Here is a 26,497-nt window from a genome sequence, read left to right as displayed (position 1 = left end):
GCAACCTTTTTTATTCATGTTCAGGACTAATTTCAACATTTACTCGTCTTGGCTTGCTACCTTCATGCGGGCCAACGACGCCTCTTTGTTCCATTTCATCAATTAATCTCGCTGCACGGTTATAGCCGATTCGGAATTTCCGTTGTAACATTGAGACGGAAGCTGTTTGCATCTCTACAACAAGTTCTACTGCTTCGTGATAAAGCTCGTCTGTTACTTCTCCTTCTACTTCCGGGATATCATCAGGAATCATTTCTTCGCTATATTGTGCTTTTTGTTGCGAAATAACGTAATTCACGACATCCTCTACTTCTGCATCAGATAAAAAGGCCCCTTGAATACGCGTTGGTTTACTTGAGCCAACTGGTAGTAATAGCATATCTCCTCGGCCAAGCAATTTCTCTGCTCCACCCATATCTAAAATTGTTCTTGAATCAATTGAGCTTGATACAGCAAAAGCAATTCGTGATGGGATGTTCGCTTTAATAACACCTGTAATTACGTCTACAGATGGTCGCTGCGTGGCAATAATTAAATGTATGCCCGCCGCTCGTGCCATTTGTGCTAATCTCGTAATAGCGTCCTCTACATCGTTCGAAGCAACCATCATTAAGTCAGCCAACTCATCTACAATAACAACGATAAATGGTAACTCTGGTTGTTTTTCATTGTTTAGTTCATTTTGTTTTTTCACATAATCATTGTAACCTTGCATATTACGTGTACCGGTATGTGAGAATAAATCGTAACGGCGTTCCATCTCAGCAACGACTTTTTGTAAGGCTTGAGCTGCTTTTTTAGGATTCGTTACAACTGGCGCAAGTAAATGCGGAATCCCATTATAGACATTTAACTCGACCATTTTTGGATCAATCATCATCATTTTCACTTCATGCGGTTTGGCGCGGAGTAAAATGCTCGTAATAATTCCGTTAATACAAACGGATTTCCCGCTCCCTGTTGCTCCTGCGACAAGTAAATGGGGCATTTTATCGAGACTCGCCATCATCGCTTCACCAGAAATATCACGACCGAGCGCGATTTGCAGTTTCTCTTCCGGATTATTTTTAGGGTTATTTTCTAACACTTCACGCAACGATACCATGGCAACATTCTGATTCGCTACTTCAATCCCAATAGCAGACTTCCCTGGAATTGGTGCTTCAATCCGAATATCTTTTGCCGCTAGCGCAAGTGCTATATCATCGCTCAACGAAACAATTTTACTTACTTTGACACCAACAGACGGCTGTACTTCATATTTGGTAACAGCTGGTCCTAAATGCACTTGGGTGATTTTCGCTTTTACGCCAAAGCTTTCAAAAGTATCTTCAAGTTTCTGAGCATTTATTTTGATTTGATCGTACTCTTTGCTTTGATCCGTTACTTTGGCTGGTGCTAAAATATCCACTGGTGGTAATTGATAAATCTCATTTTCGAAAGATTCTTGTTGGAACATTTCTAAATCTGGTTCTTTTTGTTCCGTTTTTTCTTCCACTGGTGCTTTTTCTTGCTCCACTTTTGAACTAAAGTTGGAAATTATTGGTGGAATTTTTTCTTCTGGGATTGGTTCTATTAGGTCAATTTCCTCTTCCGGCTCCACATCAACAACTTTTTCTGCTTTCTTTTTATCACGTTTTGCTTTTACTTCTTTGCCTTTTTCCGTTGCTGCTTTTCCTTTTGTGAACAAGTAGCGGACAAATTCTGCTACTTTCGCGAAAAATTGGCGGATGGAAATGCCAGATATAAGTGAAAATCCATAAATGATAAGTAGTGCCGCGATTAAATTTGTGCCAAGACGATCTAATAAGAAATACGTAATGGAAGTAATCACAGCTCCAATCATACCTCCGCCAACAAAACCAACTTGATTTGGTCTAAATAAATTTTCTAGTACTAATTTCCATGTGCTAGAAATAACGGACGCATTCGCCCCTAAATTGTGAATAATAAAATACATATGTATATAAGTTAAAAAGCCTAAAACAATTAGGTAAATCCCTACTAAACGTTTGCTAAAGAGATGTGGCATTTTTCTTCTAATGACCATGTAGCCGCCAAGTATCACACTTCCAGCTAGTAATACATAACTTAGAAGACCAACAAACATTTCAGCCAACGCAAAAAAACCGCGGCCGATAAAGCCTAATTGTAAAAGCCCGATTATTCCTATTGCTATCAAAACAACCCCTGTTATTTCTAAACGAAAAGAGGCTGATTGTTTTTTCTTTGAACGTGTTGACGATTTTTTACGTCCGCTCGTTTTTTTCTTTTGTGTCGCCATTCCAAGTCCCACCCATTCCTTTTTTTGCTTGTTTTATTATAGCACATCTATTCGTTCTGTCGCTCATACTATAGCCCTATTATACAAACAAATGTTTCCGTTCGTCAAAAAACCACCTATCTCAACAAAAAGATACATGGTTTTAGTATAGTTACAAATGTGGTGTTTTCGTGTTCATCAATTTTCCGCCGCGGACTTCTGACATGCTTCCTCCGACAGCTAAAAAGGCATCTGGGTCAATTTCGTCCAAAATTGCTTTTACTTTTACTTCTTCAAATCTTGAGACGATAACGAAAACTACTTTTCTTACATCGCCGGAATAGCCACCAGTTGCATCTAAGTATGTCACGCCTTTTCCAAGTTGTTCCATAATTTCTGCACCAATTTCCTCGTAATAGCGACTAATAATAAAAGCACTTTTTGATTCATCTACACCTTGAATAACAATATCAATCACTTTATACGCTAGAAAATAGGTAATGAGAGAATACATCGCCCGGTCCCAGTTAAACACCAGCCCCGCAACAATGAAAATGACGATATTAATAAACATAATAATTTGTCCCGTTGAAAATGGCGTACGGCCGTTAATGATGATAGAAATAATTTCTGTCCCATCAAGCGCCCCACCATTACGAATAACAAGTCCAACGCCAAGACCAAGCGTCATACCGCCAAAAACAGTCGCCAGCAACAAGTCATCCGTCACTGGATCCATATCATGTAAAACGAGCGTTACAATCGACATGACCGCAATCCCGTATAACGTAAATAAGGCAAATACCTTTCCGATTTTCCGGTAACCGATAATAAAAAACGGAATATTAAGTACAAAAGTTAAAACTCCGAGTGGCAGTGGTGTTAATTGCGAAATAATAATCGAAATACCAACGACCCCGCCATCTAAGATCCGGTTGTTTACAAGGAAAAGTTCCAGCCCAACCCCCATTAAAATAGCACCAAAGGTAATCATTAAAAACTTATACACAAACCACTTTAACCTTTTTCTGCGTTCTTGTTTTACTTTTTTTAAAGCTAGTTCTTCCATAAACGATTCATTTATTTGCACATAGCTCACGCCCAATCCTTACTTCATTCTTTATTTTAGGCAATGAAAACAAGATTTGTTTCCATCAACAAAATTTTCGCTTCATATTTAATAAGTATACCATAGCTGTTTTGTACTTGTACATATAGTTAATAATAAGAAGCATTTATTTCCCAGTTCGCTTACTTGCCAGTCTGAATTTGCTATAGTATAGTATTAATGCGCAAACTTGTGGAGAATTATTCTTGCACATGAAATACATTTTGAAGGGTGATAAGATTATGAGTGACTATCAAGTGTTGTTATATTACAAATACACAACGATTGATGATCCAGAAACTTTTGCAAAAGAGCATCTTGCAGCTTGCAAAGAAATGGAATTGAAAGGCCGAATTTTGGTGGCGTCTGAGGGGATTAATGGCACCGTTTCGGGAACAGTAGAGGCAACAAACAAGTATATCAATTATATGGCAAATGATGCTCGCTTCGCTGATATGGTATTTAAAATTGACGCGGCTGATTCTCATGCGTTTAAGAAAATGCATGTTCGACCTCGTACTGAAATCGTTAGTTTAAGTTTAGAAGAAGATGTAAATCCGTTAGAAATTACTGGTACTTACCTAGAGCCTGCTGAGTTTCGTGAAGCGCTTTTGGATGAAGATACAGTGATTTTAGATGCTCGAAATGATTATGAATTTGATATCGGTCATTTCCGCGGAGCTGTTCGCCCAGATATTCAAAATTTCCGTGAGTTACCAGGCTGGATTGAAGATAATCGTGAGCAGCTGGCTGATAAAAAAATCGTCACTTACTGTACTGGTGGCATTCGTTGTGAGAAATTTTCTGGTTGGTTAAAAACAGCTGGCTTTGACGATGTTAGTCAACTACACGGCGGGATTGCTACTTACGGTAAAAATGAAGAAACAAAAGGTGAGCTTTGGGATGGTCAAATGTATGTTTTCGATGAAAGAATTGCGGTTCCGATTAACCAAGTAAATCCTACCATTGTTGGGAAAGATTACTTTGACGGTACGCCTTGCGAACGTTACATTAATTGTGCTAATCCGTATTGTAACAAGCAAATTCTCGCTTCTGTTTCCAACGAAGAAAAATATTTGCGTAGTTGTTCGCATGATTGCCGCGTTCATCCAGCAAATCTTTATACGAAAAATTTATCTAAAGAAGAATTTACAGAACGTCTTCAAGCAATTGATGAAACTTTGCCAGAAATGGTTCAATAAACAAAAAACCAGCTTTGCTAAATAAATAGCAGCTGGTTTTTATTTTCTATTAGCAAGTTTGATTAAATCAATTTCTCGTAAGGTTCCCCATTTAGCAAGTTCGCCACTTACGATTAAAGGGGTTGTCTTTAGTTCCGTGATATTTTTCGCATCCGCTAGCACAAATAAGCCACGTAGCTGTTCTTTCCATAACTCTAATTTTTCGATGGTTTTGGTGACGCCATCTTTTTTTAGTGAATAGATGATTTGTCCGGCCATGCCAACGCTATCTGCTCCGAGCGCTAAAGCTTTCACGATATCTAATGGGTTTCTAATGCCACCTGATGCCAAATAAGCAATCTTTGGTGCATCGGCGTGTTGCATATCGATTAATGCTTGGCCAGTTGAGATACCCCAATCAAGTAAAAAGTCGTAGGCATGGTCGCGGCGGCGGTCATTTTCGATTTGCACAAAATTTGTTCCGCCTTTTCCAGCCAAGTCTACTGTTTTAACGCCTACTTCGGCTAATGTCTTAACAGTTTCCCGTGTCATCCCAAAGCCAACTTCTTTCACGACTACTGGTACTGGGGAAAGTTTGACATACTCTTCTATTCTTGTCAGCCAGTGACTGAAAGCTCGGTCGCCTTCTTCCATGACTAATTCTTGCGCAGGGTTAATATGAATTTGCAGTGCATCTGCTTCTAACATTTCCACCGCGCGCAGACCATCTTGAATTGCCACTTCTGGACTGACATTCGCTAAAATCACACCTGCTGGATTCACTTCGCGCACAATTTTATAGGTATCGATTAGTGAACTGTTTTTTAGAGCTGCAGATTGCGAACCAACTGCCATCGGAATAGCTACTTCACGAGCTATTTCAGCAAGTTCGGCATTGATTTTTTTCGTATGGCGACTCCCGCCTGTCATTGCGTTAATATAAAACGGGAACGGCACATTCGTCCCAAAAATAGTCGTAGTTAAATCAATATCTTTCACATTATAGCGCGGGATAGATGTTCCGATCAGCTGAATATCTTCTAAACTCGACGGCGCTAATTGCTCATTTTGCTTTACACCAAGAGCAACGTGTTCGTCTTTTCGACGTTCTCTTAATAAGTCATCGTTCTTCTGCATGTGTTAATCCTCCAAATTTCTTTTCGCCTCAAGCAAAGGTTAAAACTGGTTTAAAAATCGTCTCTTTCTCTTCGGGAGTTGGTTGATATACATCTCCATCTAAAAATAAAATAAGTCCGTGAAATGTTTGGATATCATCTTCACAGTCCTCACAATATTCCACTTCTTCTTCGTTCCAAGCAGCAAGCAAACAATCTTTTTTCGTTTGATGGTTAGGATAATTCCGCAGTAAGTCCTCTGCTAATTCTTGGTACTTCAGAAAAGCTGCTTCTTTATCCGAAAAAGAATATTCTGCTTGAATGGATGTTTCCCACTCCTCGAAAAACCACCAAGGCTCATATTCTCCTTTAGTCAGATAGACATGCCATTTTGTCATATCAAAAACTCCCAACAGTAAATATAATACACTTATTATAGCACAAGCTTTCTTGAAATACCGGAATGCAAATTTTTGAAAGTAATGGCAAAAAAAGATACACTAGTAGTAAGGAAAAATAAAAGGAGTTGGTTTCGCCATGGCTAGAGATACAGCGATTTTGAGAGTAACTGGATTTGTGCAAGGCGTTGGATTTCGTTACACCACAAAACACGTCGCTTACAAATATGATATTAGTGGAACAGTAAAAAATTTAGACGATGGTTCCGTTGAAATTCATGCAATTGCAGAAGAGGAAAACTTAAATAAATTTATTGATGCAATCAAAAAAGGCCCTTCCCCTGGTTGCCGCATCGAGCATGTTTACATTTACAAAGGGGCGCCTGTAGAAGAACGAAAAACGTTTGATATCGTTTATTAAAATTCCAAAAATAGTAGTTGTGCTATAGCTCTTTTTGCATTATAGTTAATGAGTACTAAAACCTTGAAAGGAGCGACTGCGTGGCATGATTTCCATTTTGCAAATCTTACTTGAACCAGAATTCATTTCACTCACAGTGACGTTTTTATTAATGTTAACGATCTTTAGTTATTGGTCGGCCATTACATTATTAAAACCGAAAATGGTGCTACCCGCTGACGCTATCTGCTTAAAGCCAGTAAAGATTGCACTTCGAGCACATTTTTATAGAACCTCGCCTAATTTTATCATTAATTGGTTGGCGATAACTAGGAAATGTAGCGCCATTACTGATGATGAAGACAGTTTTTCATTTTCCAACGTATGAATTGATTATTTTACTATTTAGGAGGAAAATGAAACATTGAAAAAGAAAAATATTATTTTAATTAGCGTTTTACTTGGTGCTCTACTATTACTTACAGGGTGTAGTATGGACCCGTCACAAAATACAGATGGTTTTTTCAGTACTTATCTGATTCAACCATTCACTAGCTTTATTATGTTTGTTGCAAAATTTGTTGGGGGTAACTACGGGGTAGCGATTATTATTACAACGCTCCTTATCCGCGCGCTAATTATGCCGCTAAACTTACGTACTGCTAAAGCTCAAATGGGTATGCAATCCAAAATGGCGATTGCTAAACCAGAAATTGACGAAATTCAAGCCCGTTTAAAACGTGCTACATCAAAAGAAGAACAAGCAACTATCCAAAAAGAAATGATGACTGTTTATTCCAAGTATAATATCAATCCGATGCAAATGGGTTGTTTACCACTTCTTATTCAAATGCCGATTTTGATGGCGTTCTATTATGCGATTCGTGGTTCATCTGAAATTGCTAGTCACACATTCTTATGGTTTAACCTAGGTTCACCGGATATGGTGCTTGCGATTATCGCCGGCCTTGTCTACTTAGCACAATACTTTGTTTCAATGATTGGTTACTCACCAGAACAAAAGAAACAAATGAAAATTATCGGCTTAATGTCACCTATTATGATTTTATTCGTTTCCTTTACAGCTCCTTCTGCTCTAGCATTATACTGGGCTGTCGGCGGACTATTCTTAGCAGGTCAAACATTACTAACGAAAAAACTCTACATGAATAAACATCCAGAAATTAAAGTAATGGAACAAGAAGAAAAAGAATTTGAACAAATCGTAGAAGAACAAAAGAAAGAAAAATAAAAGAAACCGCAACCTCGTCATAAGGTTGCGGTTTTTCTATTTAGATTTTGGTTCAATATAAGGAAGTGTAATTTTGATGGTCGTGCCTTTATCTGGCTCACTAACCGCGTTAATCGTTCCTAAATATCCTTCGACTAATTGTTTAGCAATCGCAAGTCCGAGGCCATTACCGCCTTTTTCACGGCTTCTAGCTTTATCTACACGATAGAAACGATTAAAGATCTTATCAATTTCTTCTTGTGAGATGCCTTCCCCGTAATCGCGCACATCAATATGGATTTGCTTTTGTTCTTTGTAAACATGCATATCCACTTCTGTACCATCGCCTGAATACTTCACCGCGTTATCCATAATAATAATTAAAATCTGTTCTAAATGATTATGCTGAATAAGCGCACGTAAATCCTTGTCGTCTTCTTTTAAGGTAAAAGTGAAATTCTCATACATCACTTCAAAATTACGTCTAACTTGTTCCACAGTCGCATTTACATCTGTAATTTGTAATTCTTTTGTTTGCGAAATTTGTTCTGCTCTGGATAAATCAAGCATTTCTTGCACTAATTTTTTCATCCGTTCTAGTTCTGTTAAAGAAGCATTTAATGATTCGTCTAATACGGCTGGATCATCTTTCCCCCAACGTGTCAGAAGTTTTAAATGACCTTCCATAATTTGAACAGGCGTCCGTAATTCATGGGAAGCATCCTCGACAAATTGTTTTTGCTGTTCAAAACTAGTTTCAATGCGCGTCATCATATCATTAAAGACGACGGTCAATTCACCGATTTCATCTCGGGAATTTGTTTGTGTTTCGATACGTTTTTGGAAACCATTTTTACGAATATCGTTCATAGATCGTGCTAGTCGAGTGAGCGGGTTTAAGAAGTTTTGAGCTAGCAAATAGCCAAGCATACCACTAATAAAGAGTGCCACTGCCCCGAGTAAAATCATCGTAACAAGCAAGCGATCCATCATCCGATTGTAAGAAGTGAGCGGGTTTACGACTTGCGCATAACCAATCACCGTCGTATTATCATCTGCCACAATTGGCATTTGCGCCGTCATCATCTTCTGCCCATCAATCGTCGGTTTGTTCATAATAAATTTATCCGTGCCGCTAACAAAATACTGCGAAAAATCAATACTTGTGATATCTTGATTTCTAGAAAAATAATACTTATTAATAAAATGGCCATCTTTATCATAGAGATTAATCACTTGGTCTTGCAGTTTGCGGTTCACGGTTTTATCGTTGTTAAATAAATATTTGATTTCCTCATTGTCGGTTAAATCTTGATTTGTTAATGTACTTGTTGTCGCTAGAAGCAGTTCTTTTACTTCCGGTTCTTCTTCATTTAGCAACATTTGCCCAATCCCTTGATAAATCGCATAGGAAAATAAGAAAAATGTTAGAAAAATCGCTGCACTAGCTCCAAAAGTCCATTTAAATTTCAACGAACGACTTTTTAAGGAGAATGGGCTAGTTGTCATGTACGCATCACATACCCTGTCCCGCGAACTGTTTGGATGTAACTTTCTTCGTCAGGATGATCAATTTTATTTCGTAAGTAACGAACGTACACATCGACTACATTCGTTTCTACTTCTGTTTCGTAGCCCCAAACTTTGTTGAGCAACACTTCTCGCGTTAGAACGATATTGACATTTTCCATTAACGTAAGCAAAAGCTCGTACTCTCGTTTAGTTAAGTCAATAATTTCTTCGTCGCGTTTAACAATCCGATTTTCTTTTTCAACGATTAAGTTACGGTATTGAAGCGTCGTTTGTTTCGCCGATTGTTCTGCATTTTCCACCCGGCGTAGTAACGAACGCAGACGAGCCAGTAATTCTTCAATAGCAAAAGGTTTGACGATATAATCATCTGCTCCGTGGTCAAGTCCTGATACACGGTCAATAACAGAGTCACGTGCAGTTATCATAATAATAGGTGTTTGTTTCACTTGGCGCACACGACGACAAACTTCTACACCATTTAAATGTGGCAACATTAAATCAAGTAAGATTGCATCCCATTCTTCATTCAATGCGAGTTCAAGTCCAGCGCGTCCATCATTAGCAACCGCTGTTTCATAATTTTCATGCTGAAGTTCTAGTTCAATAAAGCGTGCTAAGTTTTTTTCATCTTCTACGATTAATATTCTATTCATTTGGCCTAACCCTCTCTTTCGGTCATTACACTATATTCCTATTACTATTGTAACGAACTTTAGCTCAAAAACAACTAATAACAGCGCATAAATAGATATTTCCTGTATTTTTTAGCGGTTTACCATGATTTACTAATTCAAATCTCATAAAAAAAGCATCCACTCGTGAAAGTGGATGCCTTGTTTTTTAATCAATCTTCTACTTGTGGCCATTCTGTATGGAATACGCCTGGTTTGTCGACTCTTTCATACGTATGAGCGCCAAAGTAGTCGCGTTGTGCTTGGATCAGATTTGCAGATAATACTTCCGAACGATAGCTGTCGTAGTAGCTGATTGCTGCAGTGAATGTTGGCACTGGAATTCCAGCTTTTACTGCTTCTGCAACAACTGTACGAAGGTCGCCTTGGTAGTTATGTGCGATATCTTTGAAATATGGATCTAATAGCAAGTTTTTAAGATTTTTATCTTGGTTATATGCATCTGTAATTTTTTGTAAGAAACGAGCACGGATAATACAACCAGCGCGGAAAATTTTCGCAATTTCGCCGTATTGTAAATCCCAGTTGTACTCTTCGCTAGCAGCTCTCATTTGAGCAAAACCTTGTGCATAAGATGCGATTTTACTGAAATAAAGTGCGCGACGAACAGATTCAACAAATGCTTTTTTGTCGCCTTCAAAATGATAGTTCGATGGACCATTTAATACAGTGCTTGCATACACACGTTCTTCTTTAAGAGCAGAAATATAACGAGCGAATACAGACTCTGTAATTAAGGAAAGTGGAACACCTAAGTCAAGAGCACTTTGGCTAGTCCATTTACCAGTTCCTTTTTGACCAGCTTTATCAAGGATAACATCGACAATTGGTTTGCCGGTTTCTTCGTCTTTTACTTTTAGGATATTTTTAGTGATCTCGATTAAATAGCTATCAAGTTCGCCGTTATTCCATTCTTCAAATACGTCCGCAAGTTCATCGTGGCTTAATCCACCAATTTCTTTCAAAATAGTGTAAGCTTCTGCGATTAATTGCATATCGCCGTATTCGATACCGTTATGCACCATTTTAACGTAATGTCCGGCACCGTCTGGACCAATATAAGTCACACATGGCTCTCCGTCTGCAACTGCAGCAATTTCACGTAAAATAGGGGCTACAAGGTCATATGCCTTGCGTTGACCACCTGGCATGATGGAAGGGCCTTTAAGTGCGCCTTCTTCTCCGCCTGATACACCAGTTCCGATGAAGTTAAATCCTTCTTCACTTAGTTCTTTATTACGACGAATCGTATCTTTGAAGAAAGCATTACCGCCATCAATTAAAATATCGCCTTCGTTTAAGAAAGGTTTAACTGCTTCAATCATCATATCTGTAGCATCGCCAGCTTTTACCATAATAAGGATACGGCGAGGCACTTCAAGAGATTCGACAAATTCCTCTAAACTATAAGTTGGTACTAATTTTTTGTCCGCATTTTCTTCCATAACCGCTTTCGTTTTTTCAGTAGAACGGTTAAAGATAGATACTGTATGACCGCGGCTTTCAATGTTTAGAGCCAAGTTACGGCCCATAACGCCCATTCCTATAACGCCAATTTCTTGTTTTGCCATTTTGCACTTCTTCCTTTCCGGTTTATTAAGGCAGAAAAATCTGTCTTACTTCAACATGACACATAAAAGTATCAACATTATTTACTATATCAAAGAATTGCTTCTTGGACAATGAATCAATCCGAATTATTTGACTTTTTTTCATTAATTTAGCTTTCTGAGTAAAATTTTCTCGTTTTTAGCGGATTCTGCAAGGTCAATCACGAGTTGTGTGAGTTTTTCCAACTGACTTATGGAAATCGTTTCTTTGTCTGTGTGCGCATTTTCATATCCTGCTGACAAGAGCATGGTTGGAATACCTTTTTCGTTTAACACATTGGCATCGGTTCCGCCCTCTAACAAGATTTCGTGCATTTCTAAAGCTTGTTTTTTTGCCGCTTTTTGAAAAATATTCATTAGTGGATGTTTAGCGCGGATATGGTAGCCTTCGTAAATTAGCTTCGTATCGTGTGTTAGCATTGCACCGTATTTCTCACACGTTTGGGCAAAACGCTCTCTAATCGTTTGAATATGCAGGAGTGCCTTACGAAAACTTGCTGCTGACGTAAAAAGAATTTCTAATTGGGCATCTTGTCGATTTTCATCGTTTATCCCACCAGAAAACGACTGGATTTCCCATTTATTTTCTCGATCAATTCGGCCTGGACGTGTTGCATGAAGCGCCATTCTAGCAATGGAAATTGGTGACATTTGCGCATCATCAGAACTAGCAATTGTAAATCCCATCGCAACGAGCGTACTTGCTTGCAGCTGATAATTCCCTACTTCCCCGGGTGCATCCAAACAATAGCCGTAAGCTGCTGTAATTTCTTCTTCCGGAAAAAGACGCATTCCAATCATACCGAGCTCTTCTTTTGTCGTAAAAATAAATTCAATGTTCCCGTGCGGCGTTTTTTCGGTACAAAAATAATCAATCGCCGCTAACATGGCTGCAACGGCCGCTTTGTCATCTGCACCTAAAGAAGTACCTTTTGTAGCGGTAAACACATCTTGTTCGATTTGAAAAACAGGCGTGGCTGCACTTGGATGCGTATCGACATGACTACAGAAAAATATCGTTGGAAATTTCTCCCTAGTCGCTGAAATCCGGGCAATCAAGCCATAATTTTCGTCTAAGCTATAAGTAACATTCAATGTCGTTAAATGTTTTTTTATGTAAGTTAAAATGGCTTTTTCTTTTCCAGAAACGGACGAAATTTGGATTAATTCGGTAAAATATTTTTTCACATTGGCTATCATCTTATTTTCACCTACATTCTTCCTATTTGCCTAAAAAAATCAAGAAATAACTTGAAATTTGCTTTAATTATCAGTAAGATGGATATATCTGAAATGCTTTATGAGAGGAGTTTTCTTCCGCAATGACTAATAAAAAAGTAGTTCGCGTTGTTGTTATTTTAATGTTAATCGCGATTGTATTATCAAGTGTTTTAACCGGGGTATTAATGTTTTTATAAATATCCATCGTCTGAGCCAAACTGGTTCAGACTTTTTTATTTTTCTCCTCAAAAAAAGAGCAGCACCCGAAAGTACTACCCAAGACATCTAGGGAGTTTAGGGGTATGGATCTAGATGTACTAAACAATACCCGCTAAACCTAGATTAAAACATCTTTAATATAACGCTGTATTTTCTTTGGAAATTTTTTCGACATTCGCTTTAATTGTTTGTAAGAATTTCCCAGCTAATAACCCGTCTAAAATACGGTGATCGATGGACAGACATAGGTTCACCATATCGCGCACGGCAATCATATCGTCAATAATAACTGGACGTTTTACAATCGATTCCACTTGAAGAATAGCTGCTTGCGGATGGTTAATAATTCCCATTGATTGAACAGAGCCAAATGAACCGGTGCTGTTTACTGTGAATGTACCACCTTCCATGTCCGCTTGGCTAAGTTTGCCATTACGCGCTTTTCCAGCAAGTTCGCTTATTTCGCGAGCAATACCTTTAATGGATTTTTCATCTGCATTTTTAATTACTGGAACATACAATAAATCGCCAGCTGCAATGGCAATCGAAATATTGATATTACCATGCTCGATGATTTTATCGCCTGCCCATGTACTGTTAAGTTGTGGGAATTCTTTCAATGCCTGTGCAACTGCTTTGATGAAAAAGGCGAAATAAGTTAACGAGTAACCTTCCTCTTTTTTGAAGCTATCTTTCACTGCATTACGATAGCGAACTAGTCCTGTTGCATCAACTTCCACCATCATCCAAGCATGTGGGATTTCTTGTTTGCTGACGCTCATATGTTTCGCAATTGCTTTTCTTACGCCATTGATTGGGATTTCTTTATCACCCGCTGCTGAGCGTACAGGTGTTGGTGCAGCGGCTTTTTCTTGTGGCGCACTTTGTACTTCTGGTTTAGTAGCTACTGGCCCGTTTTCAATAACTTGTAGCAAATCTTTTCTTGTAATTCTGCCACCTTTACCAGTACCTGCTATAGTGGATAAATCAATATTGTTTTCGCCAGCAATTCGAAGTACGGCCGGGGAAAATCTTCCGCTAGCTGGTGCTTCTGCTAGTTTAACTTGTTTCGTTTCTTGTTTTTCAGTGGCTTTGGCTTCCACTTTCTCTACTTCGGCAACTGGCTCTGAATCGCCCGCATCAGCTGTTTCGATTGTGCAAATAACTTCGCCTACTTCTAATGTTTCATCTTCTTCGGCTAAAATTTCTTTGATTGTCCCGCTAAAAGAAGATGGGATTTCAGCTGTTACTTTGTCGGTTAATACTTCTGCGATAGCATCATATTTTTCGACTGTATCGCCTGGTTTCACTAACCATGAACTAATCGTTCCTTCTGTTACACTTTCCCCTAATTTGGGCATGGTGATTTTTTCAACTGCCACGGGTCTTCACTCCTTTAATTTAAAACGGGTCTAAAATTCCGCTAATTCTTTCATTGCATCCGCCACTTTATCCGGATTAATCATAAAATGTTTTTCCATTGTTGGAGCAAAAGGCATTGCTGGGGTATCTGGCCCTGCCAGTCTAGCAATTGGCGCATCTAAATCGAATAGACAATGTTCCGAAATAATTGCTGCAACTTCACTAATGATACTTCCTTGCTTGTTATCCTCTGTTACAAGAAGTACTTTACCTGTTTTTTTCGTTGCTTCGATAATCGCTTCTTGGTCTAACGGATAAATTGTACGTAAATCAAGAATATGTGCTTCTACACCTTCTGCTGCTAAACGCTCTGCGGCTTGTTGGGCAAATTGAACTGCTAAGCCATAAGTAATAACAGTAATATCATCGCCTTCACGGACAACATTTGCTTCGCCGATTGGAACGATATAATCTGTTTCCGGTACTTCGCCTTTTAGTAAGCGATAGGCACGTTTATGTTCAAAGAAAAGCACTGGATCGTTATCGCGAATCGCTGCTTTTAAAAGTCCTTTTGCATCATATGGAGAAGATGGAACAACAATTTTTAAACCTGGTTGCCCGAAAAACACTTTTTCAACTGATTGTGAATGGTAAAGCGCTCCGTGTACCCCGCCTCCAAAAGGTGCGCGAATAACCATCGGGCAAGACCAATCATTATTCGAACGGTAGCGAATGCGAGATGCTTCTGAAATGATTTGGTTAACAGCAGGCATAATAAAGTCTGCAAATTGCATTTCTGCAACTGGACGATAGCCGTACATCGCTGCACCAATTCCAACTCCGGCAATCGCGGACTCAGCAAGTGGTGTATCAAGCACTCTGTCTTCTCCAAATTCATCGTATAGGCCGGCAGTTGCTTTAAATACGCCGCCTTTTTTCCCTACGTCTTCTCCTAAAATAAATACTTTGTCGTCGCGCTCCATTTCTTCTTTAAGCGCCATTGTTATTGCATCAATATATGAAATGACTGGCATTCAAATTCCCTCCTAATCAGCTATTCGCTTCTTCATCATATACGTAAAGTAAAGATGATTCTGGTTCAGCGTAGGCTGCACTTTCCGCGTAATCGGTTGCTTCGTTAACTTCTTTTGCAATATTTTTTTCGATTTCAGCGATTTTTTCTTCTGTTAAGTAACCTTCTTCAAGTAATTCTGTTTGGAAAATTGTCAGTGGATCTTTTCCTTTTGCTTCGTTCACTTCTTCTCTGGAACGATAACTGCTGTCGTCATCATCGGAGGAGTGTGGCGTGAAGCGGTAGGAAACTGTTTCGATTAAAGTTGGTCCTTCGCCGTTTCTTGCGCGATCTGCTGCGCGTTTAAATGCGGCATAAACTTCTCCCATATTCGTTCCATCAACGCGTTCACCAGGGATGCCGTAACCAATTGCTCGGTCAGATAGTTTTTCTGCGGCATACTGTTTCGATGCTGGCACAGAAATGGCATATTGGTTATTGTGAATGACGAAAACAACTGGCAACTTATGTACAGATGCGAAGTTGATTCCTTCGTGGAAATCGCCTTGGTTAGAAGAGCCTTCACCAGTTGAAGCATAAATTGCAATCTCATCACCGGCCATTTTTGCTGCAAGACCAATACCTGCTGCGTGCGGGAACTGGGTTGTTACAGGTGAGCTTTGTGTCACGATGCGGTTCGATTTTTGACCAAAGTGAGCTGGCATTTGACGTCCGCCAGAGTTCGGGTCTTCGGCTTTAGCAAACGCGGATAACATAATATCTTTCGCTGTCATTCCGAATGCTAACACAACCGCCAAATCGCGGTAATATGGTAATGCGTAATCTTTATCTAAATCAAAGGCAAACGCAGCGCCAATTTGTGCCGTTTCTTGCCCTTGTCCAGAAATGGTGAAAGGAATTTTCCCAGAACGGTTAAGTAGCCACATACGTTCATCTAGTCTTCTTGCCATTAACATTGTTTCATACATTTTAATTAATTTATCTTCTGTTAAACCTGCTTCTTTTAAAGTCATTTTTGTTCCTCCTTTAAAGCTGTATTAACCGTGAATTGCATTGCCATCCACAGCAAGGGCAGCTTCTCTAAAACTTTCTGATAAAGTTGGGTGTGGGTGAATCGTGTTGCCCACTTCCCACGGCGTTGCATTTAAAACTTGCGCTAAAGCGGCTTCGCTAATCATGTCCGTAACGTGCGGTCCAATCATGCTCACGCCTAAGATATCGTCTGTCTTTTTATCTGCAATAATTTTAATGAAGCCATCTGATTCTCCGTAAACGAGTGCTTTCCCGATACCACGGAAGAAAAATTTGCCTTTTTTAACTTCATGACCGCGTTCTTTCGCTTGCTCTTCTGTGATACCGACACTTGCGATTTCTGTAGAAGTATAAATACAACGGGGAACTAAGTCATAGTCAAGTTTTTCCGTCGCTTTTCCAGCAATATGGTTAGCTGCAATTGTTCCTTCTTCCATGGCAACGTGCGCAAGTTGAATTGTTGGAATGCAGTCACCAATCGCATAGATATGGCTTTCTTTTGTTTGGTAAAAATCATTTACTTGGATAAAGCCATTTTCGGTCGCGATATCCGTGTTTTGTAAACCGATATTTTCTGTGTTAGCCGAACGACCAACAGAAACAAGAATTTTGTCCGCTGTGAAAGTTTGCTCTTCACCTTTGATGATTGCGCTAATTTCTACACCAGCATCTGTTTTTTTATAACTCGCTGCTTGAACTTCAGCAGATGTATGCATGTTTAATTTTTTCTTTTTATACAGTCTTGCTAATTCTTTCGCTACTTCTTTATCTTCGGTTGGCAAAATCCGGTCCGCATATTCTAGCACCGTCACTTCTACGCCGAAATCATGCATCATTGAAGCCCATTCCATCCCGATAACCCCGCCGCCAACAATAATAATTGATTTTGGTAAAGTTTCAAGATTTAGCGCGCCATCAGATGATAAAACATGTTCTTCATCGATTGTTAAACCATTTAATGTGCGCGGTTTGGAGCCTGTCGCGATAATCAAGTTTTTAGGAATGAGCATTTCATTTTCAGAGCCATCTTCAAATTCAACTGAAACCGTCCCAGCTGTCGGTGAAAAAATCGATGGTCCTAAAATCGTCCCCGTTCCAACAAACAAGTCTATTTTACCTTGTTTAAATAATTGGTGGATACCTTTTTCTAGTTGGTCTACAATTTGTTGTTTTCTTTCTTGTGCTTGTAAAAAGTTGATTCCGGCAGTTCCTTCAACCGAAATACCAAATTCACTTGCTTTTTTTACTGTTTGTAGAACTTCTGCTGAACGTAATAAGGCTTTTGTTGGAATACAGCCGCGATGAAGACACGTCCCACCAACTTTTCCTTTTTCAACGACAGCTACTTTTTGTCCGTTCTTTGCTGCTTGGATTGCTGCGACGTAACCGCCAGTTCCTCCGCCAAGAATAACTACATCATATTCTGTTGCCACATTATCTCCTCCTTTTAATACACTTTTTCTTTTTCAAGGCCAGCGAGCACGCGTTGTACGCCACTATTTAATGCTTCTAATTCGTCTTCGCCTGGCTCTATAATCACACTGGCTATCCAGTTTATTTGCTCGGTAATTTTCTTTGTAAAAAGCTCACTTCTAGCAAGTCCGCCGGTTAAAATAATCGCGTCAATGTTGCCTTGCAAGACTACAGAACAAGCGCCAATTTCTTTACTTACTTGATACGCCATTGCATCGAAAGCTTCAATTGCTTTTTCGTCACCTGCTTGAACTTTCGCTTCTACATCTAGCATGCTGTTGGTTCCTAGATAAGAAATCATCCCACCACGACCAACAATCAAATCATGCAGTTCGCGTTTCGTCCACTTCCCACTAAAACACGCTTCTAAAAAATCATTCATCGGAAGTGAACCTGATCTTTCTGGACTAAAAGGACCGTCTCCATCTAAGGCGTTATTCACGTCAACCGCTTCGCCTTGTCTGTGGGCTGCAACCGAAATCCCTCCACCAAGATGAGCAATAACGAAATTCATTTTTTCATAATCGGATCCTAGTTGTTTGGCTATTTTCCGCCCCGCAGCTTTATGGTTTAACGCGTGGAAAATACTTTTTCTTGCAACCAAGGCGTTTCCAGAAACTCGTGCGATGGCTTGCATTTCATCCACTACCACTGGGTCGACAATAAAACTTGGGATTTCGAGCTCATCGGCTAGTTTTTTCGCAAGCATTGCGCCTAAATTTGAGGCATGCTCTCCGTATTTGTTCTCTTTTAAATCCGCTATCATTTTTTCTGTAACCATATATGTACCGCCAGCAACTGGTCGAAGTAAGCCACCTCTTCCAACTACTGCTTGTAAATTCTTTCCATCATAACCAAATGCATCCATCACTCGACGTAAAACTTGCCATCTAAAATCAAATTGTTCCTGTACATTATTAAAATCGGCTAGTTCTTGCATTGTGTGTCTGACTGTTTCTTCAAAAAGTACTTTATCGCCTTGGTAAACAGCGAGTTTTGTAGACGTGGAACCAGGATTTATGGTCAAAACATCAAAAGACATTTGCTTTCCTCCAAATTTAATTGTGAAAAATGCAGTAGGTCATCATTTTCCCATGGACTATTGTAACACGTAGGGCGTAATCAAATAAAAGCCTTTGCATTCAGTTTGTTAAAGTCCGTCTATTCACATTATTTCATCATTTCTCAACCATTCTTACGGTTAAGATAAATGAAGCTAATTTATTCTCTGGTGTATCATTTCTCGAGGAAATAACAATTGGTACTTTCGCGCCGACGATTGCACTGCCGACCTTAGCGCCTGCAAAGTATACGAGTGATTTATACAGCGCATTTCCTGTTTCGATATTCGGTGCTACTAAGATATCTGCTTCACCAGCCGAACTATCGGTAATGCCTTTATGAAGGGCTGCTTCTTTTGAAATGGCTACATCTAGTGCTAATGGACCTGCGATGTTTATGCTATCGCCAAAATGAGCTACAACGTCCCGCGCTTCCACAGTGGATGGCATTTTTTCTGTCACTTCTTCCACGGCACTTAGCAAAGCAATTTTGGGATTTGCTATGCCGATTTTATGCGCAGCCGCGACTGCATTTTCTGTAATCGCGATTTTTTCTTTAGTTGTTGGTGCAACGTTCATGGCACAGTCTGTTAGGAGCAGTGGTTTATGATAAGTCGGAATATCAAAAATAGCAATTTGGCTTAGTAATTGGTTCGTTCTAAGTCCGTTTTCTTTTTTTAATACGTGGCTCATCAATGTAGCCGTTGGGATAAAACCTTTGACTAAAATGTCTGCTTCTTTATTTTTCACAGCTGAAATTGCGCCTTGTGCTGCCGCTTCTGCTGTATCTGCTTGAATCCATGTAACACTTTCGTTTGCTGTTAATGTTTTGTCTTCTTTTTTTCCGAATAAAAGAAATTTACCTAGTTTTTGGTTTAATGCGAGGCGAATCGTTTCAAGTACTACTTCATCATCCGCGCCTGCTACCGCAAAAACAAATGAGCTTGTGTCTGCTACTTCTGTAAAAAATCTGCTTTTTGTCATAAAAATTACTCCTTTATCGCACAAAAAAGCCGCATTTCGAATTAGTAGTTGTTTTTATGACCAGGTAATAATTTCTACCTTATTCATTTTAAGCAAAAACTATTCGATATGCAAGCAATTTCGTTTTTTAATAGGTTTGTTTTACTTTTTCCGCTTGTTCAATCATTTCTTTTGCATGTTGTTTTGTTAATTCTGTGACTTCTATTCCAGCAATCATTCGACTGATTTCCTCTACTTTATCTTCACCTTGAAGTACGGTGACAGAAGTTGTTGTCCGCTTATTTTGTACTTTTTTCGTGATGTAGTAATGGTGGTTCGCCATGGCAGCAACTTGTGGTAGATGGCTAATACATAAGACTTGCGACCCCACAGATACCGCATAAATTTTTTCTGCGATGGCTTGACCAACTCGGCCACTTACACCCGTATCTACTTCATCGAAAATGATAGAAGTAATACCTTGGTGTCTGGAGAAAATAGTTTTTAAAGCTAACATCATTCGCGATAATTCACCGCCAGACGCAATTTTTGCTAACGGTTTTAGCGGTTCTCCTGGGTTAGTTGACATGTAGAAAACGACGCTATCTTGGCCGGATTCTGTCAGTTCCATTTTATTTGCTTCAAAACGCACACTAAAAATAGCTTTTTCCATATAGAGTTGATTTAATTCTTGTTTAATTTGTTTTTCTAAGATAACTGCCGCTTTTTTACGGATATCTGTTAGCGTGTTCGCCTGTTTGGTTAGTTCCGTTTTGAGTGTTGCTAATTTTGTCTCTAAGTGGCCGACATGCGATTCACTGTCCGTTAGTTTTTCCATTTCGCTGCTGATTTCTTGTTCGTATTGAATGATATCTTCAATTGTTTTACCATATTTGCGTTTCAATTGATTTAAGTCATTCAAACGAGATTCAATTTGATTCAGTTCTTCTGGTTGAAATTCTAACTGGTCGAGCGATTGTCTAATTTGGCTCATGCTATCTTCTAACATATAGTAACTAGACGAAATCGCCTCACTGACTGCTTTATAGTCGGTATGAATGCTGGCCGCTGTTTCCATTTGGCGCATCGCTTCCCCGACAAACTCTAGCCCACCAGGCTCTCCTTGAATCGCCGCGTATGCACCTTGCAAATTTTCATTTAGTTTTTCAAAATTAGCTAAAATATTTTTTTGCTCTAATAAGCGATCTTCTTCACCAGCTTGTAAATTGGCATTTTCGATTTCTTGTTGTTGAAAACGAAGCATATCCAGTCGCTGTGCTAATTCCCGCTCATTTTTCGTCCAATTTTTCCATTCTTTTTCAATCGCTTGGTATTCTTTAAAATTAGTTTGATATTTCGTTAGTGCCGGCTTGATTTTGTCAGAAGCAAAACGATCTAGTAACGATAAATGAAACTCGTCATTCATCAATTCTTGATGTTCATGCTGACTATGGATATCTATTAATTTCGAGCCAATTTGGCGCAAGAGAACGGTCGTTACGAGTTTTCCGTTAATTCGGCAACTATTTTTCCCTGACCGAAATAAGCTACGTTCCAAAACGACCATATCATCCGAAGCATCTATCCCATTTTCTAAAAGTGCATTGCGGCAAGCGTGATTATCCTCTGCTAATCCGAATAACCCTTGAAGTTCCAAGCGTTCCTCGCCGTGACGGATAAAGTCAGCTGATCCGCGTCCGCCAACAAGAAGACCAAGCGCATCAATAATAATTGATTTACCAGCGCCGGTCTCCCCTGTTAATACCGTCATCCCTTCTTGAAAAGTTAAAGAAAGCGATTCGATGATAGCAAAGTTTTTAATTGTCATTTCTTGAAGCAAAATCTTTCACCTCCAACAAATTTTAAAGCATATCGATAAAACGATCTGTTAATGTTTTGGCATTTTCTTCCGAGCGACAAATAATCAAGCAAGTGTCATCTCCGCAAATAGTTCCAGCTTTTTCTGGCCAGTCCAAGTTATCTATTAATGCACCAACGGAATTTCCGTTACCTGGCATTACTTTTAAAATAATCATAAATTGCACATTATCAATGCCAATAAAGCAATCAATCAAAGCGCGTTTTAATTTTTGGTGTGGGTTAAAGCTATTATCGGCAGGAAGACTATATTTGTAGCCGCCTGTTTGTGTTGGAACTTTGACAAGATGAAGTTCTTTAATATCACGGGAAACGGTTGCTTGGGTAACTTTAACATCGCGTTCTAATAGAAGTTCTACTAAATCTTCTTGCGTGTCAATCTCATTAGATGTAATCAATTCTCGAATAATAATATGACGATGACCTTTATTCATTCCTTCTTCACCTCACGATAATTTTCTACTTACATCTTATCCGAAAAAACGCATAAAGTCACGGATTTAGTGCAAATTTATGCAAGAAAAGTTTCTTTAATACATTATACATAGAAAATACATCGTAAAATGAGCCAAAATAGCATGGTAAAAGCAAAAACCGGAAAACATCGCTGCTTTCCGGTATACATTATTTATCTAATTTAGTATGTGCTTTTTCGATAAGTTTTGTAATCGCGTCTGGTTCTATATGGCTTGTTCCCGTTTCTTCGCCAGTCCATTTAAGGTGCGCGATAAATTCGATGTTTCCTTCGCCACCTGTAATAGGTGAGAAATCAAGGCCCATCAAGTCATAACCATTATCGAGCGCAAATTGAACAATGTTTTCCACGACAGACGCATGTACTGCTGGATCGCGAATAATGCCTTTTTTGCCAACTTGCTCTCGTCCGGCTTCAAATTGTGGTTTGATAAGCGTCATCACATCGCCACCTGTCACAAGCACCGTTCTAAGCACTGGTAAAATCAGTTTAAGCGAAATAAAGGAAACGTCAATCGTCGCAAAATCAGCTAAACCCTCTGTAAAGTCAGCTGGTGTCACATGGCGGAAATTAGTTCTTTCCATCACGGTAACTCGGTCATCATTACGCAGTTTCCACGCCAATTGATTGTAGCCGACATCTAAGGCATACGAGTGTCTTGCTCCATTTTGCAAAGCACAGTCTGTAAAACCACCTGTCGAAGCGCCAATATCCAGCATCAGTTTGTCTTTCACATCGAAATCAAATACTTGTAATGCTTTTTCTAACTTTAAGCCGCCACGACTGACATATGGCATTTGCTTTCCTTTTACTTGAAGTTCGCTATCAACAGGGATTTTTTCTCCCGGTTTATCTACACGCTCTTCTTTTCGATAAACAATCCCCGCCATAATAGCGCGTTTGGCTTTTTCTCTTGTTTCAAATAAACCTTGTTCTACTAGCAGAATGTCTGCGCGTTCTTTTTTTATTGTCATAGTCTCTTCGCCCTTAACTTCTCGCTTTGTGCGAGCATTTCTTTTATTTTTAATACCATTCCAGTTGTTGATATACCAAACGATTCCAGTATTAGCTGTACTGAACCATGGCTAATAAATTCGTCTGGCAATCCAATTCGGTGTATCGCAACATCCGTATAATTATTCGCTTCAATAAATTCTAACACACTCGCGCCAAATCCGCCTTTTAATAATGATTCCTCAACGGTTAAAATGGGAATCTTTTCCTTTAAAATTTGGTGTAAAAGTGCTTCGTCTAGCGGTTTGATATAGCGCGCATTAATCACACCAACATGGCGCCCTTCTGTCTCTAATTGTTTCGCCGCTTTAAGTGCTAATTGGATAGTTGGTCCAAAAGTTAAAATAACGGCATCAACCGGCTGAAGGAGCGTTTCCCACTGCCCGACTGGAATAAGTTCGGTTGATTCAGCAAATGCGGCGCCAGGTCCATTTCCACGCGGATAACGAATGGCAAATGGACCATCATTGTAAGCAAACGCTGTATCCATTAACTGCCTCGCTTCGGCTTCATCTTTCGGCATCGCAATCGTCATATTCGGAATACTATTCAAAAACGAAATATCAAAAATACCTTGATGTGTTTCGCCGTCCGCACCAACTAGTCCAGCTCGATCAATCCCAATAACGACATTCAACTTTTGCCGGCTAACATCATGAACTAATTGGTCATAAGCTCTCTGTAAAAAGGTCGAATAAATTGCGAGGAACGGTTTCATTCCTTGTGTTGCTAAACCGGCCGCCATCGTTGTCGCATGTTGTTCAGCAATTCCAACATCAAAAAATCGTTCAGGGAAAGCTTGCGCAAATTTTTCTAGTTTAGATCCAACCGGCATTGCGGGAGTTATCGCTACAATGCGGTCATCGATTTCGGCTAAACGCATTAATTCATTACTAATAATTGAACTCCATGACGGCGCGCGCTTAACTGGTTTAATAAAGCTACCCGTTTCAACTTTATACGGCCCTGTACCGTGCCAGGTGCCACGAGAGTCCAATTCGGCAGGTTGGTACCCTTTTCCTTTTTTTGTGACGATATGGATGAGTACAGGCCCTTTCGTGCGTTTAGCAAGTTCCAAGTTAGTAATGATAGCGTCTAAATTATGTCCATCAATTGGTCCAAGGTACATAAATCCTAATTCTTCAAAAAAAGTACTACCTACATACGTTTCTGTTCGTTGGGGTTTATCGGACGTTCTTAATTTGCCAAGCACATTGTGGAGCGCCCCCACATTCGGTGCAATCGACATATCATTATCATTTAAAATCACAATCATATCTTTGCCCATATCACCTATATGATTCAAGGCTTCTAAGGCCATTCCGCCAGTCAGCGCACCATCACCAATTACAGGAACTACATAAAAGGCTTCTTTTTTTATATCTCTCGCAATAACCATCCCAGCAGCTGCCGACAAAGAAGTCGAGCTGTGGCCTGTTTCAAATACATCATGTACAGATTCTTTTCGCTTCGGAAATCCGTCTAAACCACCGTGCTGGCGCAATGTATCAAACTGATTCGCTCTTCCAGTTAGGATTTTGTGCACATAAGACTGGTGACCAACATCCCAAATAAATTTATCTATCGGACTATTAAAAGTATAATGCAGCGCGATCGTTAGTTCTACCACACCAAGATTCGGGCCAATGTGCCCACCTGATTTGGAAGTAGAAGTAATTAAAAAAGTGCGTATATCTGCCGCAAGCGCTTCTAATTCTTGTATATCCAACTGCTTAATAAAGGAGGGATCCTTTATCTTTAAAAGATCCAAATAAAAACAACTCACTTTCCAAAGAGTCGCTCGCATGAATGCGTGCAAGGTCTTTTTTCTCGATTAATTGTTCTTATTATAGCAAACAATTGCCGTTAAACCAAACAAGGTAAAGTAGTTTTAGGCAAATAAAAAAGCAAATCACCGAAATGATTTGCTTTTTCTTATTCAAAAAATAGAATTACGCTTTTTGAACGTTAGCTGCTTGAGGTCCGCGTTGGCCTTCTTCAACGTCGAAAGTTACTGCTTGACCTTCGTCTAAAGATTTGAATCCGTCGCCTTGGATAGCGCTGAAATGTACGAATACATCGTCACCGTTTTCGCGTTCGATAAAACCAAATCCTTTTTCTGCGTTAAACCATTTTACTGTACCTTGTTCCATGTTCATGTTCCTCCTCGTGTGTTATGCACACTAATTATTTACTATTCTTGCTTAACGGCACGAGATGGAAAGTTGTTCACAATCGTATCTTTCACCCACAAAAATAATCTTACATTAGTATAACACGGTATTTTAGGAAAAGCAAATCAAATTGAATTATATATGTGAAAATTTTTTGAAATTACTAGATAATTATGATTAATTTTCTCTAAGTGCGATTAAATCAGCAAGTTGCAACAAAATTTCATCATCAAAATCATGTCCTGAAAGCGCTGACTTTGCAATTGAAACATGCTCGTTTAAAGCCCTTTTGGCACCATCTAGCGTGAGTAATCCGGGATAGGTACTTTTATTCAGAAAAGCATCCACCCCTGTCTTTTTACCCATTTTTGTTTCATCGCCAATTACATCTAAAATATCGTCGCTAATTTGAAAACCGATACCAATATTTTCCGCAAAAATTCGTAATCGTTTTGTTTGCTCCGGGGCAGCTTCGGCAATTTTCGCGGCAGAAGTTACTGCGAAAATTAATAATTCCCCTGTTTTCCGTGCATGAATAGATGATAACTCTTCTAGTGAGACTTGTTTGTTTTCAGCTTCCATATCTGCTTGTTGTCCGCCGACCATGCCTTCTGCGCCACTACTGAAACTAATTTCCTTAATCAGAGCTAAACGCGTCTCAAATGATAAATTGTCATCCTCCGCTAAAATTGAAAATGCCAGCGTAAGTAAAGCGTCTCCTGCTAAAATAGCTGTCGCATCGCCATAAATTTTGTGATTTGTCCATTTCCCGCGGCGATAATCATCATTATCCATTGCCGGTAAATCATCATGAATTAAACTATACGTATGAATCATTTCTAAAGCAGTTGCTGTTTTTACGCCTAAAAGCGGATTTACTTTCAAAGCTTGTAACGTTGCAAAAACAAGCATTGGCCGTATTCGTTTTCCACCTGCTTGAACAGAATACAACATCGACTCTTTTAATTTAGGCTCAATATTTCGTGTGTTTATTTCTTTAAAAAGCGACTCATCGATTACTTTTTTGTACTGTTCTAGAAAAAGGCTTAAATCTTGCAAAT

General features: G+C 39.3%; 25 protein-coding genes. 5 read left to right on the top strand and 20 right to left on the bottom strand.

The window, feature by feature from the left end; translation table 11 throughout:
* Positions 1 to 10: 10 nt before the first annotated feature.
* Positions 11 to 2,284, bottom strand: coding sequence for an FtsK/SpoIIIE family DNA translocase (locus tag HCB49_RS05485; protein WP_185604317.1), 2,274 nt, complete (start codon positions 2,282 to 2,284; stop codon positions 11 to 13).
* 151 nt (positions 2,285 to 2,435) lie between these two features.
* Positions 2,436 to 3,362, bottom strand: coding sequence for a YitT family protein (locus HCB49_RS05480; RefSeq protein WP_003727465.1), 927 nt, complete (start codon positions 3,360 to 3,362; stop codon positions 2,436 to 2,438).
* Between the two features lie 251 nt (positions 3,363 to 3,613).
* On the opposite strand from HCB49_RS05480, the gene trhO reads away from it, so the two are divergent.
* The gene (trhO, locus tag HCB49_RS05475) at positions 3,614 to 4,573 is read left to right on the top strand and encodes an oxygen-dependent tRNA uridine(34) hydroxylase TrhO (RefSeq protein WP_185604316.1); all 960 of its coding nucleotides are present in this window, start codon (positions 3,614 to 3,616) and stop codon (positions 4,571 to 4,573) included.
* A 39-nt stretch (positions 4,574 to 4,612) separates the two neighbouring features.
* On the opposite strand, the gene fni is transcribed toward trhO, so the two are convergent.
* Both fni and HCB49_RS05465 read right to left on the bottom strand, forming a co-directional pair.
* Complete coding sequence (gene fni / locus HCB49_RS05470) at positions 4,613 to 5,689, bottom strand: type 2 isopentenyl-diphosphate Delta-isomerase (RefSeq protein ID WP_185604315.1); 1,077 nt, start codon at positions 5,687 to 5,689, stop codon at positions 4,613 to 4,615.
* Positions 5,690 to 5,717: 28 nt separating this feature from the next.
* The gene (locus HCB49_RS05465; protein ID WP_185604314.1) at positions 5,718 to 6,065 is read right to left on the bottom strand and encodes a DUF1033 family protein; all 348 of its coding nucleotides are present in this window, start codon (positions 6,063 to 6,065) and stop codon (positions 5,718 to 5,720) included.
* Between the two features lie 139 nt (positions 6,066 to 6,204).
* Between HCB49_RS05465 and HCB49_RS05460 the strand changes: the two genes are divergently transcribed.
* The 3 genes from HCB49_RS05460 (at position 6,205) to HCB49_RS05450 (ending at position 7,717) form a co-directional block, all read left to right on the top strand.
* Positions 6,205 to 6,486, top strand: coding sequence for an acylphosphatase (locus HCB49_RS05460; protein ID WP_003722507.1), 282 nt, complete (start codon positions 6,205 to 6,207; stop codon positions 6,484 to 6,486).
* Between the two features lie 85 nt (positions 6,487 to 6,571).
* Complete coding sequence (locus HCB49_RS05455) at positions 6,572 to 6,853, top strand: hypothetical protein (protein ID WP_185391319.1); 282 nt, start codon at positions 6,572 to 6,574, stop codon at positions 6,851 to 6,853.
* Positions 6,854 to 6,889: 36 nt separating this feature from the next.
* A complete protein-coding gene (locus tag HCB49_RS05450) occupies positions 6,890 to 7,717 on the top strand; it encodes a membrane protein insertase YidC (RefSeq protein WP_185506813.1) in 828 nt (275 codons plus the stop codon).
* A gap of 36 nt (positions 7,718 to 7,753) precedes the next feature.
* Here the strand turns inward: HCB49_RS05450 and HCB49_RS05445 are convergent, their stop codons facing one another.
* The 4 genes from HCB49_RS05445 to HCB49_RS05430 form a co-directional block, all read right to left on the bottom strand.
* A complete protein-coding gene (locus HCB49_RS05445) occupies positions 7,754 to 9,205 on the bottom strand; it encodes a HAMP domain-containing sensor histidine kinase (RefSeq protein ID WP_185572388.1) in 1,452 nt (483 codons plus the stop codon).
* Entirely contained in the window at positions 9,202 to 9,882 is a 681-nt protein-coding gene (locus tag HCB49_RS05440) for a response regulator transcription factor (protein ID WP_003719652.1), read from the bottom strand. Before HCB49_RS05440 ends, HCB49_RS05445 begins: the two co-directional genes overlap by 4 nt.
* 191 nt (positions 9,883 to 10,073) lie before the next feature.
* Complete coding sequence (gene gnd, locus HCB49_RS05435) at positions 10,074 to 11,492, bottom strand: NADP-dependent phosphogluconate dehydrogenase (protein ID WP_185391316.1); 1,419 nt, start codon at positions 11,490 to 11,492, stop codon at positions 10,074 to 10,076.
* Positions 11,493 to 11,636: 144 nt separating this feature from the next.
* Positions 11,637 to 12,731: a M20/M25/M40 family metallo-hydrolase gene (locus HCB49_RS05430; protein WP_185604313.1), complete on the bottom strand. Its 1,095-nt coding sequence runs from the start codon at positions 12,729 to 12,731 to the stop codon at positions 11,637 to 11,639.
* 122 nt (positions 12,732 to 12,853) lie between these two features.
* On the opposite strand from HCB49_RS05430, the gene prli42 reads away from it, so the two are divergent.
* A complete protein-coding gene (prli42, locus tag HCB49_RS05425; protein WP_003722501.1) occupies positions 12,854 to 12,949 on the top strand; it encodes a stressosome-associated protein Prli42 in 96 nt (31 codons plus the stop codon).
* Positions 12,950 to 13,105: 156 nt separating this feature from the next.
* On the opposite strand, the gene HCB49_RS05420 is transcribed toward prli42, so the two are convergent.
* The 12 genes from HCB49_RS05420 to HCB49_RS05365 form a co-directional block, all read right to left on the bottom strand.
* A complete protein-coding gene (locus HCB49_RS05420) occupies positions 13,106 to 14,353 on the bottom strand; it encodes a dihydrolipoamide acetyltransferase family protein (RefSeq protein ID WP_185604312.1) in 1,248 nt (415 codons plus the stop codon).
* A gap of 30 nt (positions 14,354 to 14,383) precedes the next feature.
* On the bottom strand, positions 14,384 to 15,367 hold the full coding sequence (locus HCB49_RS05415; protein WP_003729885.1) for an alpha-ketoacid dehydrogenase subunit beta: 984 nt from the start codon (positions 15,365 to 15,367) through the stop codon (positions 14,384 to 14,386).
* Positions 15,368 to 15,383: 16 nt separating this feature from the next.
* A complete protein-coding gene (locus HCB49_RS05410; protein ID WP_003722498.1) occupies positions 15,384 to 16,379 on the bottom strand; it encodes a thiamine pyrophosphate-dependent dehydrogenase E1 component subunit alpha in 996 nt (331 codons plus the stop codon).
* A 24-nt stretch (positions 16,380 to 16,403) separates the two neighbouring features.
* Positions 16,404 to 17,831, bottom strand: a complete 1,428-nt coding sequence (lpdA, locus tag HCB49_RS05405) for a dihydrolipoyl dehydrogenase (RefSeq protein ID WP_185604311.1) — start codon at positions 17,829 to 17,831, stop codon at positions 16,404 to 16,406.
* 14 nt (positions 17,832 to 17,845) lie between these two features.
* On the bottom strand, positions 17,846 to 18,913 hold the full coding sequence (gene buk, locus HCB49_RS05400; RefSeq protein ID WP_185604310.1) for a butyrate kinase: 1,068 nt from the start codon (positions 18,911 to 18,913) through the stop codon (positions 17,846 to 17,848).
* Between the two features lie 136 nt (positions 18,914 to 19,049).
* Positions 19,050 to 19,916: a phosphate acyltransferase gene (locus HCB49_RS05395; protein ID WP_185604309.1), complete on the bottom strand. Its 867-nt coding sequence runs from the start codon at positions 19,914 to 19,916 to the stop codon at positions 19,050 to 19,052.
* Between the two features lie 127 nt (positions 19,917 to 20,043).
* Positions 20,044 to 21,735 (bottom strand): DNA repair protein RecN, encoded by a 1,692-nt coding sequence (recN, locus tag HCB49_RS05390; protein ID WP_185479949.1) that lies wholly within the window; start codon positions 21,733 to 21,735, stop codon positions 20,044 to 20,046.
* 22 nt (positions 21,736 to 21,757) lie between these two features.
* Positions 21,758 to 22,207: a transcriptional regulator AhrC/ArgR gene (gene ahrC, locus HCB49_RS05385; RefSeq protein WP_003722493.1), complete on the bottom strand. Its 450-nt coding sequence runs from the start codon at positions 22,205 to 22,207 to the stop codon at positions 21,758 to 21,760.
* Positions 22,208 to 22,397: 190 nt separating this feature from the next.
* Positions 22,398 to 23,222: a TlyA family RNA methyltransferase gene (locus tag HCB49_RS05380; RefSeq protein WP_185604308.1), complete on the bottom strand. Its 825-nt coding sequence runs from the start codon at positions 23,220 to 23,222 to the stop codon at positions 22,398 to 22,400.
* Complete coding sequence (dxs, locus tag HCB49_RS05375) at positions 23,219 to 25,048, bottom strand: 1-deoxy-D-xylulose-5-phosphate synthase (RefSeq protein WP_185604515.1); 1,830 nt, start codon at positions 25,046 to 25,048, stop codon at positions 23,219 to 23,221. The genes HCB49_RS05380 and dxs overlap by 4 nt, the downstream gene beginning before the upstream one ends.
* 166 nt (positions 25,049 to 25,214) lie before the next feature.
* Positions 25,215 to 25,415 carry a cold-shock protein gene (locus HCB49_RS05370; protein ID WP_003719639.1) on the bottom strand — a complete coding sequence of 67 codons (201 nt, stop codon included), beginning with the start codon at positions 25,413 to 25,415 and terminating at the stop codon, positions 25,215 to 25,217.
* Between the two features lie 198 nt (positions 25,416 to 25,613).
* Complete coding sequence (locus HCB49_RS05365; RefSeq protein WP_185604307.1) at positions 25,614 to 26,495, bottom strand: polyprenyl synthetase family protein; 882 nt, start codon at positions 26,493 to 26,495, stop codon at positions 25,614 to 25,616.
* Positions 26,496 to 26,497 lie beyond the last annotated feature (2 nt).

The organism is Listeria cossartiae subsp. cayugensis (genome assembly GCF_014229095.1).
Taxonomy (GTDB): Bacteria; Bacillota; Bacilli; order Lactobacillales; family Listeriaceae; genus Listeria; species Listeria cayugensis.
This window is presented reverse-complemented; position numbering and strand designations above follow the sequence as displayed.

Coding starts and splice junctions, on each gene's coding strand:
- buk (WP_185604310.1), bottom strand. CDS start 18,913: ATGTCTTTTGATGTTTTGACCATAAATCCTGGTTCCACGTCTACAAAA.
- HCB49_RS05415 (WP_003729885.1), bottom strand. CDS start 15,367: ATGCCAGTCATTTCATATATTGATGCAATAACAATGGCGCTTAAAGAA.
- ahrC (WP_003722493.1), bottom strand. CDS start 22,207: ATGAATAAAGGTCATCGTCATATTATTATTCGAGAATTGATTACATCT.
- trhO (WP_185604316.1), top strand. CDS start 3,614: ATGAGTGACTATCAAGTGTTGTTATATTACAAATACACAACGATTGAT.
- fni (WP_185604315.1), bottom strand. CDS start 5,689: ATGCAGAAGAACGATGACTTATTAAGAGAACGTCGAAAAGACGAACAC.
- HCB49_RS05430 (WP_185604313.1), bottom strand. CDS start 12,731: ATGATAGCCAATGTGAAAAAATATTTTACCGAATTAATCCAAATTTCG.
- HCB49_RS05465 (WP_185604314.1), bottom strand. CDS start 6,065: ATGACAAAATGGCATGTCTATCTGACTAAAGGAGAATATGAGCCTTGG.
- HCB49_RS05410 (WP_003722498.1), bottom strand. CDS start 16,379: ATGACTTTAAAAGAAGCAGGTTTAACAGAAGATAAATTAATTAAAATG.
- HCB49_RS05440 (WP_003719652.1), bottom strand. CDS start 9,882: ATGAATAGAATATTAATCGTAGAAGATGAAAAAAACTTAGCACGCTTT.
- HCB49_RS05370 (WP_003719639.1), bottom strand. CDS start 25,415: ATGGAACAAGGTACAGTAAAATGGTTTAACGCAGAAAAAGGATTTGGT.
- HCB49_RS05460 (WP_003722507.1), top strand. CDS start 6,205: ATGGCTAGAGATACAGCGATTTTGAGAGTAACTGGATTTGTGCAAGGC.
- HCB49_RS05455 (WP_185391319.1), top strand. CDS start 6,572: ATGATTTCCATTTTGCAAATCTTACTTGAACCAGAATTCATTTCACTC.
- HCB49_RS05485 (WP_185604317.1), bottom strand. CDS start 2,284: ATGGCGACACAAAAGAAAAAAACGAGCGGACGTAAAAAATCGTCAACA.
- HCB49_RS05380 (WP_185604308.1), bottom strand. CDS start 23,222: ATGACAATAAAAAAAGAACGCGCAGACATTCTGCTAGTAGAACAAGGT.
- gnd (WP_185391316.1), bottom strand. CDS start 11,492: ATGGCAAAACAAGAAATTGGCGTTATAGGAATGGGCGTTATGGGCCGT.
- HCB49_RS05445 (WP_185572388.1), bottom strand. CDS start 9,205: ATGACAACTAGCCCATTCTCCTTAAAAAGTCGTTCGTTGAAATTTAAA.
- HCB49_RS05395 (WP_185604309.1), bottom strand. CDS start 19,916: ATGACAAAAAGCAGATTTTTTACAGAAGTAGCAGACACAAGCTCATTT.
- prli42 (WP_003722501.1), top strand. CDS start 12,854: ATGACTAATAAAAAAGTAGTTCGCGTTGTTGTTATTTTAATGTTAATC.